This is a genomic window from Bacillus sp. V2I10 (genome assembly GCF_030817055.1).
Classification (GTDB): Bacteria; Bacillota; Bacilli; order Bacillales; family Bacillaceae; genus Bacillus_P.
Genome location: NZ_JAUSYV010000001.1, coordinates 4,453,490 through 4,466,520, shown reverse-complemented (window position 1 = coordinate 4,466,520; position 13,031 = coordinate 4,453,490). Strand labels below are relative to the sequence as shown.

Genomic DNA, 13,031 nt, shown 5'->3' with positions numbered 1-13,031 from the left:
AAAGAAGAAGTTTGTGAAACAATGTACTTAAATTAACGGGTGCTATTGTTGAACAATCCAATCTAAAAAAGTCGGTTCCTTAGCGTACAGGAATTCGACTTTTTTAGGTTGAAATTCACAATTCGTGTTTCTTTAACTACATTAAGAAAATTTTAATTTTTAAATATTTTAAGATGCCAAATCATGAAGTGTTAATAACGTATTAACTCAAGTGTAAATCTATGTTACTCTCATAAGCATTGGTTCATTTGAATACTAAACTTTGATTTTTTGCAAGTTCAGTATTATAAAGCACCCCCCGGTGGGCGAGGATCGCTTACCAGTAACAGTTATCGGTTTGGGCAGTATGGGCTCGGCACTGGCCGAAGCATTCATCAAGGCGGGACATCTTAGCGCAAACCTCCCGGAGAGGGGCTTCATTCTTGAATTAGTCGCGTCCAAAATGGGCTGATAAGAAGTTAGCGGGAGACGAATCAGACGTCCTCGCGCAGCACTTTGATCAGAGCGCCAACTTCTTCGTTGCCGTATCCCGCAGCCTGTGCTTTTCTCAGGAGGCCTTGGGCGAATGCCGGGAACGCTGCGTTGATCTGTGCTTCTTGGGCTTGCTGCACGAACAGTTCCCCCGTTACAGCACAGGTATTCAGTGAGCTTTCGGGATTCTCGAACAATCCGGCTTGGATGACCTCACCGTTGTGCTTGTTGATCTCGCCCATAATCGGAGCGATATCGGCCATCATTGATCCGAAGGAATCTACACGCAGGCCTTCCGATTCCAGAATGCGTGCGGCATGAATGAACCCGAACATCGAACCGAATAGGTTGGCAAGGAAAGCCAAATCGTAGGCTGACGCTGAACCCACCTGCTCACCGAGATAAGGCACATTGCCAGCAAGGTCGTTCAGGAAAGGGACACTCTTCTGGAACGCACTATCGGAGCCCGATGTGAAAATCGTGGTGTCTGGTCTTCCCATTTGACTAGGCGTAGCCGCGATCGCACCATCCAGGTACTCCGCACCTCGTTCAAGGGCCCACGCTTCGTTATCTCTCGCCTGTTGAGGCGTGCCCGTGCTTAGCTGAATCAACACGCGACCGGCAAGCGCAGGAAGGACTTCTTTCGTATCCAGAATCCGATACGAGGTCTCGTAGTTGGCAACGCAGATAATCGTGACGGGACTCGCCTCGATTGCCGACGCCGCACTGGAGGCCAGAACCGCACCCTCACGAACCAGCGGTTCCGCATTGGCGCTGGTCCGGTTCCAAACCGTGACACTCTTGCCGTTCTTCAGCAGTGCCCGTACGAGCGCCGCGCCCATAGGGCCCAAACCGATAACAGATACTTGACTCATTTTTATTTCCTCCTCAGTGGGTTTTAAAACAGAACAGTTTCGTCTCGTTCTATGAATTAATAGTACAGTTCTGTCTCGTGTCAACAAGAAAAAAAATGTCCATTAGCAAGGCCCTAGAGTGAAAATAGCTTTCACTAAATTCAATGAAGAAAAAGGATGACCAATTACAATAAATGGCTAGATTCCACACCTTGCGCTCTTGCTTACTTTAATATTCTCCTTTGATTACAAAAAACGAGCCCCGAATGGTTCCAGCTAGTTTAGACTTTTGTCTAGCAAACTTAAACTTCCCTTCTAACTCCTTTGGTACCTCCATCCCCTCAGAAAGCTTAAAACCAACGGCCCGCTTCTTAGGGTCATCAACTGTATACATAACGTTGACCCCAAGACCGTCCTCATAAAAGACGTAGGCAAATTTGATATTTTCCACTTGAAAACGCGACGTTTCTAAAGGTTTGGCCGCAAACTCAATATTACGTTCTCCTTTCAAAATTCGGTTCACATAATCAAGGGTCTCCTGGCTTTCTCTAGCTGGTACAACCGTAAATTCATGCTTGTATTTATTCATAAAGTAACGGGCTTCATTAGCACGTAAACCAGAAAGCGCTTCTACTACAGGTGAGGATTCTAAACCAACCGTAGACACACTTTTAAAATCAACGATATAGGACATTTCCATCCCTCCAGTTATCTCTTTATTTCCTAACAACAGGAATCCACATTTCACCAAAAACTAAGCCGTTTCGCTGCCCCATCTCAACCGTTGCATTTGGCCCGCCAACATAGGCAAAATTCTTTGCTTCTGGCAAAACTTGACCAAAGGCAATGCCGGAAAGTTTATTATTCAATTCTTCAGCCGTCTTGCCTTCCCCTTTCACAACTAGGTATTCCCCCTTAGGAAATTGGATCACTCTGGCTTCTTCTGGTGCCGATGCCTCTGTCATGACGCCGGCATAATGCATCATCTTGTTATTCACTGCTTCGTTCACGGCAAAGACGTAGTCATTGATGGCTATAGCTTTTAAAGCGTCAAGCCTTCCATCTTGACTGAATGCCTGCCAAAAGTCTGACTTTTCCTTGTTTATGCCAGCATAGTCTGTGTAATCGCTCTTAAGCTCAGTTCCAAAACCTAAAACGGTAAAGCTATCTTTTTCTTGTAGAGTATAATTTGTCATATTTAAAACCTTCCTTTTTTTAGATTTATCAAATGAGTTTGTTATCTTCACTTGATAAGTTTATAATAGTCTAAAATCATGTCAAAAAATGATACTGTTTAGGAGTCCTGATGAAAAAAGTTGAACGGATTAATATCATCATGCGGTATATCAACAACCGCTCCCACTTTACAATTTCTGAAATCATGCGAGAATTTAACATCTCTCGTTCGACAGCTATCAGAGATATCAGAGAAATTGAGGCGATGGGGATGCCACTTGTCGCTGAAGTTGGAAGGGATGGGGGCTATTTTGTCATGCACAACTCTGTCCTGCCCGATGTTCGCTTTACCGATAATGAGGTCAAAGCTCTTTTTATTGCCTTTATGGCCACAAGAAATCAACAACTCCCCTATTTAAAGAGTCGTCAGTCTTTAGCTGAAAAATTACTTGGCCTCATCTCACAAAACCAGCAAGATGATCTTGTTCTTTTAAATCAAATCTTGCTTTTTGCAGGGACCAATCCCAATAATCCCGATCTACTTGATCTGTCGGACCTCCCCCATCCCATGTTAGAAAAACTCATCCAAATTCTTCTTTTGGATAGATATATATTGGTTACCGTCGAAGAAGAGAAGATAATAAAGACTTATCCAATCTATCTTTTGCACCTTTATCATGAAAAAAGCGTTTGGCTGATAGAAGGCTTTGACTTAAAGGAAGAAAAGAAGCAGATTTTTCCTGTCGACCAACTCACTTATGTCAAACCCTACCCGGCGAAAAAAAGATTAAGTAAGAAAAAGATATTAGAAAAACTAAGTGAGCAGGAAGAAGTAAACAACCTTGTCCTTGAACTTGGTCCAAAAGCAATTGCCCAGTTTAAAAAATACCATCCATTAAAATCTTCAATTTCCTATACGAATCCTTACCAAACCACAGCCATTCTAAAGACTTATATCAATGTTAATAAGCCCGAAGAATTGAACGAAATAACAAATTGGCTACTTTTCCTAGGTGGGGATATCAAGGTCAGGGAAGTACCAGAAGAAGTCCTAGAAGTTATACAAGAGAGATTATGCTTATATCGGCTTTCATTGTTTTCTCGATAATTTTTTGCTAGCTTGATAGCGATTGTCAGCAACGTAAAAGCCGTAATCGCTAGAGTAACGATGACGGTAAACCAATCTACCTTGTATTGATAATATTTTTCGTCATATTTGAGCCAACCGCCCTCTAATTTCACTTTTTTAGGGTTGCCATAATCGTCATACTGCAGTTTGTTAGAAAAAACCTCCGTGCCAATCTCTGTCATTTCTTCTTCCTTATCAGCAAACTGAAAATCCTTATCTATGCTTTGTGTAATATCAATCTTCATAATTCTGCTTTCTGGTATACGATTCGGCTTTTTTAACTCTGTCGTTGTCCAATTGGTTAAATCAAACTGCGCAAGATCAGTAATATTTTCTCTTAAAATTTTTTCGGCGGTAGAACCGTTATTTTCTTCCTCAATCGCATCGATCGCATCATCAGTAAATTTATTTGCTTTTTCCATGCCATCACCAAGCAACGCTAGAACAGCAAATGCCAAAAACATGTTGACTGCGATAGCTTCACGTTCGACCTTCTTTTGAAAGATAATCAGATAGCCGACATAGAGAAAGGAAAGACCCATTAATGTTCCACAAAGAGGCAGTAACATCTCTACGAGCCCCTCAACATCTGCATCAGTAAAGTAGATAGCAGCTCCAAGTATCACCACGATCCATGAGGCCGGGCAGCTGCTGATCCGCAAATCCATTCTCCTCCACGCCTGGCACATATAGCTTGCCACACTCGCATACATAAACCCGCTGTACAATGGCACCCCGAATACTTTTCTTATCCCTTCTTCAGGATACGCCCACGAACCCATCCGCACCTTATAAAGCTCAAGAGCAAGTCCGATAATATGAAAAACAAAAATAACCTTCACTTCATCTGCTGTTTCGTATTTGAAAATGAATCATCAGGATTTAAGCAGTAAGACAAATCAGTAAAATCAGATCATAGCGGGCAATTGAAGGAACTTCTATGTATTTTGTCAAAGCGAGAGTTAGAAAGATAATAACCGGAAAAAGGCAGGACACGGCTTGCATGTAACCAAAGTAAAGAGCACCTCTGGTAAAAGCGATTGTTTAAGCTTTTGAATTAAGTTATTGGAAAGAATAAATATTGTGCTTTGATGGTATCTCAAGCTCCGCACCTCGCATTCGTATCTGCTATTCGGAGCGGGTCTTGGTTCTATCGCTTTTCTTAGTATGGTTGAAACGAATTGGGAAGTTTATATAATTAAGTGATTTTCTTATTTGACAATTGTAAAATAATTGCTTGACTTCTTATGGTTACGAAAATATAATTACTTACATAAAGTAAGTCGTAATCAAATCATATTAAAGGGGGATTCATTTATGGAGTTTCATCAGCATCCGCATACGTATGTAGGTCAAGTCAGCATTAAAGTTCAGGATTTAAACAGGGCATTAACGTTTTATCAGGATGTGATCGGTTTTAAGATTCTTGATCAAACTGAAAGGCATGCTAATTTGACAGCTGACGGCAAAACGGTTCTTCTGTCGCTTGAACAGCCGGAAAATATTTCAGCTAAACAGCCTAGAACAACAGGGCTTTATCATTTTGCTCTGCTGCTGCCAAACCGGTCAGACTTAGGCAGGGTCCTGCAGCATTTGGTTCAGATCAGCTATCCTATTGGGGCATCCGATCATTATGTGAGTGAAGCCCTTTATTTAAATGATCCGGACGGAAACGGAATTGAAATTTATGCAGACCGTGCAGCATCAGAGTGGACATGGCAGGATGGTCAGGTTTCCATGGCTACAGAACCGCTTGACGCTCAAAGTGTTCTGGCTGAAGGGAAGGGTGAACCTTGGACTGTTCTTCCTGATGAAACAGTAATGGGACATATCCATCTGCATGTATCTCATTTGAAAGATACAGAAGAATTTTATGGAAAAGGTCTGGGATTTGAGGTTGTCACCCGTTACGGCAGACAGGCTTTATTCATGTCAACAGGCGGCTATCATCACCATATCGGTTTAAACACATGGGCTGGAGAAGGTGCCCCTGCTCCGTCCGAAAACAGCGTCGGGTTAAAATGGTTTACACTTGTCTTTCCTGATGAAGAAGCAAGAACTAATGCTATTCAGCACTTGAAGCAGACAGGTGCGGACGTCTTGGAAGAAAACGGCGAGTTGATCACGGCAGACCCTTCCGGTAACCGAATTTTATTGAAAATTTAATCACTGCTGCAGTCTTATTGGCGACGCCTGTAAGGCTGTTTTTTGTTACATCTGAGAATACTGATTAAAATTTGATTTGCACTGATTGGACTTAGATTTACACTGATAGAATCTATATTTGTTCTGATGGAGCTATGGGGCACCAAAACCGGGTAAAAGCTGAAAAAAATGTTTCAAAGTAGCAGAGTGGAGCACAAAACCGGGTAAAAGCTGAAAAAAGTGTTCCAAAGGATCAGAATGGAGCATTAAAACAGGGGAAAAGCTGAAAAAAGTGTTCCAAAGGATCAGAATGGAGCACTAAAACAGGGGAAAAGCTGAAAAAAGTGTTCCAAAGGATCAGAATGGAGCACTAAAACCGGGTAAAGGCTGAAAAATGTGTTCCGAAGGAGAAGAATGGGGCACCAAAACCGGGTAAAAGCTGAAAAAAGTGTTCCAAAGGATCAGAATGGAGCACTAAAAATGGTTAAAGGCTGAAAAAAGCGTTCCAAAGGATCAGAATGGAGCACTAAAACAGGGGAAAAGCTGAAAAATGTGTTCCGAAGGAGAAAGAATGGAGCACCAAAACAGGGTAAAAGCTGAAAAAAGTGTTCCAAAGGATCAGAATGGAGCACTAAAAATGGTTAAAGGCTGAAAATAGTGCTCCAAAAGAACAGTAGAGCACTAAAATCGGGTAAAGGCTCAAAAACATGCAGCAGCTCATTAATGATAAGCCCGGACCAGAGGGTGAAAAAGGAGTGATAGGATATAATTTTTAGCGCTTCTGTCTAGTGTCAGCGCCTAACTTCGGTCAGAACGGATCCTCCAGTAAAAGCAAAAAGCGCATTTACTGGAGGATCCTTCTCTGCCTTTCGGAGCTGACGAAGTGCTTGCATGGTTCTATTTAAGAAGTTGGAGCTCCCATATCAGACCATTCTTCTTTTGAAGGCCCATAAGCGCCCGTAACTGGAAGTCCTGCCTGACGCATCAAAACAGTCAGCTGTCCGCGATGGTGGATTTCATGTTTAACGAATAGAGATAAGGTCATCCCGTTTTTCCACTGAAAACCAAACACTTCTTTTGTTTCCTGCATCTTCTCATCATCCCAATCACTTACGCCCTCAAGAAGAGATTGAACTGCCACGCGGTATTGCTCCGCAATCTCTGCTGCTTTAGCCGGAGGCTCGCTGTTTGCAGGTCCCTGAATTTTTAACCCCATCGGTTCAAGCATTCCTGAAGACGGCACTAAATGCCATGCCAGATCACCAAGAGACCGATGTCCGGATGCAACTTCTTGCTTTAATGAGGCATCTGTTAAAGAACCTAGCAATTTTTGTGTGACGGCTGCTTCATTTTTGTAGTCACTGATAAAGCTCTGTACACTTAAATACATGTGATTAACTCCCATCCGATTTGGATTTGAAATAGAACATACGTACTGTTCCTTTATACAATTCTACATAACATCCTCTTTTCCTTCTTAAAACACATAACGTTTATTAAATCTTAAAAAACGCGTATAGAATATTTTTAACCTGCAGAAAATGAATGTGGAAATCATCTCCACTCCCTATATGACATTTATCATGTATCCAGCATGACACCTATGTCTGCACAGATGAATGGAATACCTCTATAATTTGAATTACCTTATTTAGAAGGGAATCAAAAACAATGAGCAAAGAATTGCAAAGAAACTTACGAAAACAAGTAGCTCCATATGAAAAAGCAAATACGAAAGACAGCATTATGCAGATCATCAATACGATAGGACCCTTTATGATCCTTTGGGTGCTTGCGTATCAGAGTCTGTCGATATCATACTTCCTGACACTTGGACTAGCTGTCCTGGCTTCTGGATTTTTAACAAGAATTTTCATTATTTTTCATGATTGCTGTCATCACTCGTTCTTTAAGAACCGTAAAGCAAATAAAATCGTTGGTACGATTACAGGTGTTTTAACGCTGTTTCCTTACAGCCAATGGCAGCATGACCATTCGATTCATCATGCAACCAGCAGTAATTTAGATAAGCGCGGAACAGGCGACATTTGGGTTCTCACAGTGGATGAATATCTGGCAGAGCCGGTGTGGCGCAGAATTGCCTACCGTCTATACCGAAATCCGCTTGTGATGTTCGGACTCGGACCAACCTACGTATTTCTTTTCAAGAACCGTTTTAATAAAAAAGGTGCAAAGACAAGTGAGAAAATGAACACTTATCTTACAAATGCATTAATTGCAGCAGCAGCGGCTGCTTTGTGTTTCACGATTGGATGGGAAGCCTTTCTTTTAGTACAAGGTCCGATTTTCTTAATCTCGGGATCAATGGGAGTATGGCTTTTCTACGTACAGCATACATTCGAGGATTCTTATTTTGAAGAAGATGAAAACTGGGATTATGTAAAAGCAGCTGTAGAAGGAAGTTCATTTTATAAGCTTCCAAAGCCGCTTCAATGGCTTACGGGCAACATCGGCTATCATCATGTTCATCACTTGAGCCCGAGGGTGCCGAACTACCGTCTTGAAGAAGCACACAACAACACAGCCCCTCTTCAAAACATTCCGACGATTACACTTGCAACAAGCTTGCAGTCACTTAAATTCCGTTTATGGGATGAAAGCAGCAAAAAGTTTGTCGGATATAAAGAAATAAGAGCTCTCTCAAAAATGAGAAGCAGTCATCAGATATAAGAATAATTGGAAAATACATGCAGTCTTATAGGCTGCATGTGTTTTATTATGATAAAATAGTTAAAAAAAGGAGTTTCCATCATGTTTAAACGATATATTAATAACGGAATTTCTCCTTATATATGGGCCGTACTCAGCATTCTGCCATTTTATTTTATCCTACAATCATCCTCAACGGCTGAGATCATCGTTGGAATATCTTTGACCATTTTATTTTTTATTATTTTTCGGTTTGCATTTATTTCAAAGGGCTGGCCTGTTTATGTTTGGACGTGTCTATTAATAGCCATTTCTTTTACGTCGATGTTTTTATTTACTTACATTTACTTTGCGTTTTATATTGCTTATCTGATCGGAAATATAAGAGACCGCATCGCTTTTTTGACGCTTTACATCATCCATTTAGTTGTTACTACAGTTACCATTAACTTCAGTATTATTTTACAGGAAGCATCTTTTTTAGAGCAGCTCCCATTTATTATTATCACGTGCATCAGTGTCATTCTTCTTCCTTTTAATATCTATAATAAGAAGGAGAGAGGACAGCTTGAAGAAAAGCTTGAGGATGCCAACAAGAAAATCTCCGAGTTTGTAAAGCTTGAAGAGCGTCAGAGAATTGCCCGCGATCTGCATGATACGTTAGGACAAAAGCTTTCGCTTATAGGTCTGAAAAGTGATTTGGCCAGAAAATTAATTTATAAAGATCCTGAAAAAGCACGCGAAGAATTAAAAGATGTTCAGGCTACAGCAAGGACAGCCTTAAATGAAGTGAGAAAGATGGTCTCGCAAATGCGGGGCATCAGGCTTAAAGAGGAAATGGTCCGCGTAAAACAGATTTTAAAAGCGGCTGAAATTGAGTTTGTGATAGAACAGGATGCGGCACTTTCAAATGTTTCCCTGCTTACGGAAAATATATTGAGCATGTGTTTAAAAGAAGCGGTAAACAATGTTGTGAGGCACAGCAAGGCAAAAACCTGTTATTTCGGGGTTGAACAGACGTGGGACGGAATTGTGATGACGGTCCGTGATGATGGAATCGGAAGCATCACAGAGGGTGATTTTACAAAAGGCAACGGGCTGAACGGCATGAAAGAGCGCTTGGAATTTGTAAATGGAAATCTCGAGATTCACTCAGAAAAAGGAACCACGCTTACCATTAAAGTACCGAATGATGTAAAACAAAAGGATAAGGAGGATCTCATATGATCCGAATCGTTATTGCAGAGGATCAGCAAATGCTTTTGGGCGCATTAGGATCACTGCTGAATTTGGAAGATGATATGGAAGTTGTAGGGAAGGCTCATAACGGGGAAGAGGCTGTGGCCCTTGTGAAAAAATTCAAGCCGGATGTTTGCATCACAGACATAGAAATGCCTGGAATGAATGGACTCGAAGCTGCCGAGAAGCTGAAGGCGGAAGGCTGTAAAGTGATTATTTTAACAACGTTCTCTCGCTCTGGATATTTTCAGAGAGCGGTAAAAGCAGGAGTTAGTGCCTATCTATTAAAGGACAGCCCAAGCGAGGAGCTTGCAAGCTCAATCCGCAGTGTAATGGAAGGCAGAAGAATTTACGCACCTGAACTCATGGATGATGTGTACAGTGAAGAAAACCCCTTAACGGAACGGGAAAAAGAAGTGCTGGAGCTTGTGGCAGACGGAATGAACACAAAAGAAATAGCCGAAGAACTTAGCATTAAAGCAGGAACAGTCCGGAATTATATCTCAACAATCTTTGAAAAGCTGGAAGTGAAAAATCGGATAGAGGCCATTTCCCAATCGAAGGAAAAGGGCTGGTTTAAATAAATGACTGTAAACCTTGATAAAGTGGAAAACACTGCATTGAGGTTTTTTGTTTTGGCGTGAATTGGCAGCTGTTTGAAAAAAAGTATTTTGTAAAACCGGACACTATTTGATTGAATTAGGATAGTAACTTAATTATATTGACAAGTAAAAGTATTATTTAAGAAAGTGAAAAAAGCTGGCGATCAAATTTTGAGTTCAGTTGATCAGTGCAAACAAATCAACTAACATATGAAAGAGCATACCAATTGGCATTGTAATTGGTATGCTCTTTTGTTGATTTGATAGGTTTTCACAAAAAGCACCTGTTATCTGAAGATTACCGTAATCAAAAACGTTCCATAGTTAGATCAGTATTTACGGAAACTGCAGCTTTATTACCTTCGGCAGCAGAAATCATTAATGAGGAAGGTCCGGATTTTTCAGTTTCTCCCGCAATATATATATTTTTGTGTGTTGTTCTACCAGCACCATCTGTCACAACTGTTCCATTTTCTTGAACTTCACACCCAAGCTTCTCAGCAAATAGATTGGGACGATAAAAAGATGGAACAACAAACCCGCCTGATCTTATGATCGTTTCTCCTGATACAAATTCAATTTTTTGCAGATAACCGTCATTACCTATTAAGTTTTTTACCGGCTCCGATTTTATTATGATATTGTGTTTTTGCAACTCTTGAACTCCTTCTTTAGAAAGTTCAACTCCATTTGTTATGACAACTAAATCCTCTGACCAGTTATAAATTAATTTAGCCATATGCAGGGAATGCTCTTCTTTTTCTGCCATTACAATTAATGGCTTATCCCTTAACTCCCAGCCATCACAATACGGGCAGCTAAAAAGGCTTTTCCCATAATAATTTCTTACACTTTGAATAGAAAATACCTCTTGAATACCAGTGGCTAATATAATCTTTTCTGCAGCAAATTCCTGACCCTCTGTTGCTGTAACAATAAATCTTTCATTGCCAATATCTTTGATAATTTCAGTAATTGTTGTATTAGAATATGATACGGTTGGATAATTCTCCAACTCTTTTAACCCTATTTCTTTAAACTCTTGTGGTTTTATCCCATCTCGAGTAATAAATCCATGTGACTCTTGTGTGACTCTATTCCTGTTCGTTCCATCGTCAAATAATGCAATTTTTCTCCTAGCCCTCCCTAAAGTTAAACTAGCACTTAATCCAGATGGACCTCCACCTATAACGATACAATCAAAAACATTCATTTTTTACCTCCCTATTCATTTCTGTTTTAATAACCATTAAAGACCTTTTATATCTATAATTAAACTAAAAAAATGATGTATACATCATTTGTTAATCTGTATCCACACAATTATCAATATTAATTTTCATAATGGTAAGCATAATATTTATCAAATAGTATTGATTCTTAATCTTCCAAATGAACAAGAACTTTTCCGAACCTTCCCCCCATCCTAACCGAGATTTCATCTTCATAAGTTTCACGTAAATATTCTTCAGATTTTCTAAGTAACTTTTCTTCTGCTGGAATCCCATATTCAATAAACCACTCTGTTAATTTATCTACTGCGCTATCTAAATCTATTTTCATAGTTTTCATCTGTTTTTCAATTAACGTTTGATAAGAATAACCGTTAACATAGAGTAATTGTAAAAGGTATGCCATATCAGAGGAACCTATTTCTCTTGGTTCTAAATCTATAATCGGTAAAAGTTCATCCATTAAGTGATTTTCTTTTGGACCAGCCATCATGCTTATATAGCAAAATTTCTTGGCGAAACTTAATGCTTTCTCCACCATCTCCCAATCCTTCATAGCTGGGCACATTGATGCAAAAACAAGATCGTACGATTGATTATGTTTATCTGTTGATATTTCCTCAAAGGGTTTTTGTATAACATTCACTTGAACTGAGTAGTTCATAGTGTTTTTTTCTAGCATCATAGACAATTCAGGAGAAGGTTCAATCGCAGTAACATTTGCTCCTTTTTCTGCAAAAGGGATACTGAATACACCAGATGCTGCACCAATGTCTAAAACAGAAAGATCCTTAAAGGAAACAACTTGATTTTCAATCCATGTCAAGATTCTATTACTACGTTGTCTACCTTCATGGCTAAAGGAATTTTTATCATATGATATCGCCCATTTTTTGAACTCTTCTGTTTGATAATTACCCTGGCCCAGTCTTTGCATAATTCTTAAAGAAGTGTTTGGATCATTATTCCAAGCAGAATTCCATACTTGATGTTTAAATAAATTCTCTTCCATAAAAATTCCTCCTCAATTCGACTGCAATTTTAACGACATGAAAGATATTTTATATCCATAATTGCGGTATAGAAGACAACATATTTTTTATAGTGTTGTCCTTTTAACAATCAAATCAGCGATTGTTTGTTTTCTTAGTTCTTCTTCCATTTTTTCTTCTGATCTCAACATGACTTTTTGAATTGAGCATTCAGATCCATGATCAAAATCACAATCAAACAAAGAAGACTTCCCTTCAATTGCATAAATAATATCGAGAAAAGAAATGGATTCCCACCCCTTAGTTAATGAGTATCCGCCATTAGCTCCTGAAGCAGAAGTAACCATGCCTTCTTTAACAAGCTTTGTTAGGATCTTAGATAAATAAGTAGGTGATACTTTTTGCTGTTCTGCCAGCATCTGTACACCAACAGGTTTTGCGGAATTTGACAATGCTAAGTGTAACATCGTGTGAAGAGCGTAATTAGTGGCTTTTGAATACTTCAATGGTTTTCATCATCT

Annotated in this window: 12 protein-coding genes and 1 pseudogene; 5 read left to right on the top strand and 8 right to left on the bottom strand. The window is 39.8% G+C overall.

Features of this window, described 5'->3' with window-relative positions:
• Positions 1-473 precede the first annotated feature (473 nt).
• The 3 genes from QFZ72_RS22705 to QFZ72_RS22695 form a co-directional block, all read right to left on the bottom strand.
• Positions 474-1,346: an NAD(P)-dependent oxidoreductase gene (locus QFZ72_RS22705; RefSeq protein ID WP_307438031.1), complete on the bottom strand. Its 873-nt coding sequence runs from the start codon at positions 1,344-1,346 to the stop codon at positions 474-476.
• A gap of 208 nt (positions 1,347-1,554) precedes the next feature.
• A complete protein-coding gene (locus QFZ72_RS22700; protein WP_307438029.1) occupies positions 1,555-2,019 on the bottom strand; it encodes a phage tail protein in 465 nt (154 codons plus the stop codon).
• A 22-nt stretch (positions 2,020-2,041) separates the two neighbouring features.
• Entirely contained in the window at positions 2,042-2,521 is a 480-nt protein-coding gene (locus tag QFZ72_RS22695; protein WP_307438027.1) for a GyrI-like domain-containing protein, read from the bottom strand.
• 110 nt (positions 2,522-2,631) lie between these two features.
• On the opposite strand from QFZ72_RS22695, the gene QFZ72_RS22690 reads away from it, so the two are divergent.
• Complete coding sequence (locus QFZ72_RS22690) at positions 2,632-3,609, top strand: helix-turn-helix transcriptional regulator (protein ID WP_307438025.1); 978 nt, start codon at positions 2,632-2,634, stop codon at positions 3,607-3,609.
• A 56-nt stretch (positions 3,610-3,665) separates the two neighbouring features.
• On the opposite strand, the pseudogene QFZ72_RS29635 reads toward QFZ72_RS22690, so the two are convergent.
• Positions 3,666-4,635: pseudogene (locus tag QFZ72_RS29635) on the bottom strand (pLS20_p028 family conjugation system transmembrane protein); the annotation flags it as partial.
• Between the two features lie 312 nt (positions 4,636-4,947).
• Between QFZ72_RS29635 and QFZ72_RS22680 the strand changes: the two are divergent.
• Entirely contained in the window at positions 4,948-5,796 is an 849-nt protein-coding gene (locus tag QFZ72_RS22680) for a VOC family protein (protein ID WP_307438023.1), read from the top strand.
• Positions 5,797-6,676: 880 nt separating this feature from the next.
• On the opposite strand, the gene QFZ72_RS22675 is transcribed toward QFZ72_RS22680, so the two are convergent.
• Positions 6,677-7,165 carry a DinB family protein gene (locus QFZ72_RS22675; protein ID WP_307438022.1) on the bottom strand — a complete coding sequence of 163 codons (489 nt, stop codon included), beginning with the start codon at positions 7,163-7,165 and terminating at the stop codon, positions 6,677-6,679.
• Between the two features lie 281 nt (positions 7,166-7,446).
• Here QFZ72_RS22675 and desA point away from each other — a divergent pair, with 281 nt between their 5' ends.
• The 3 genes from desA (at position 7,447) to QFZ72_RS22660 (ending at position 10,268) form a co-directional block, all read left to right on the top strand.
• Entirely contained in the window at positions 7,447-8,466 is a 1,020-nt protein-coding gene (desA, locus tag QFZ72_RS22670; protein WP_307438020.1) for a Delta(5) desaturase DesA, read from the top strand.
• Between the two features lie 81 nt (positions 8,467-8,547).
• On the top strand, positions 8,548-9,672 hold the full coding sequence (locus QFZ72_RS22665) for a sensor histidine kinase (protein WP_307438018.1): 1,125 nt from the start codon (positions 8,548-8,550) through the stop codon (positions 9,670-9,672).
• The gene (locus QFZ72_RS22660; RefSeq protein ID WP_307438016.1) at positions 9,669-10,268 is read left to right on the top strand and encodes a response regulator transcription factor; all 600 of its coding nucleotides are present in this window, start codon (positions 9,669-9,671) and stop codon (positions 10,266-10,268) included. Before QFZ72_RS22665 ends, QFZ72_RS22660 begins: the two co-directional genes overlap by 4 nt.
• Before the next feature lie 325 nt (positions 10,269-10,593).
• Here the strand turns inward: QFZ72_RS22660 and QFZ72_RS22655 are convergent, their stop codons facing one another.
• From QFZ72_RS22655 to QFZ72_RS22645, 3 genes are all read right to left on the bottom strand, one after another.
• Positions 10,594-11,499 carry an NAD(P)/FAD-dependent oxidoreductase gene (locus tag QFZ72_RS22655; RefSeq protein ID WP_307438014.1) on the bottom strand — a complete coding sequence of 302 codons (906 nt, stop codon included), beginning with the start codon at positions 11,497-11,499 and terminating at the stop codon, positions 10,594-10,596.
• A 167-nt stretch (positions 11,500-11,666) separates the two neighbouring features.
• A complete protein-coding gene (locus QFZ72_RS22650; RefSeq protein ID WP_307438012.1) occupies positions 11,667-12,530 on the bottom strand; it encodes a class I SAM-dependent methyltransferase in 864 nt (287 codons plus the stop codon).
• A gap of 87 nt (positions 12,531-12,617) precedes the next feature.
• A complete protein-coding gene (locus QFZ72_RS22645; RefSeq protein WP_307438011.1) occupies positions 12,618-13,016 on the bottom strand; it encodes an Rrf2 family transcriptional regulator in 399 nt (132 codons plus the stop codon).
• Positions 13,017-13,031 lie beyond the last annotated feature (15 nt).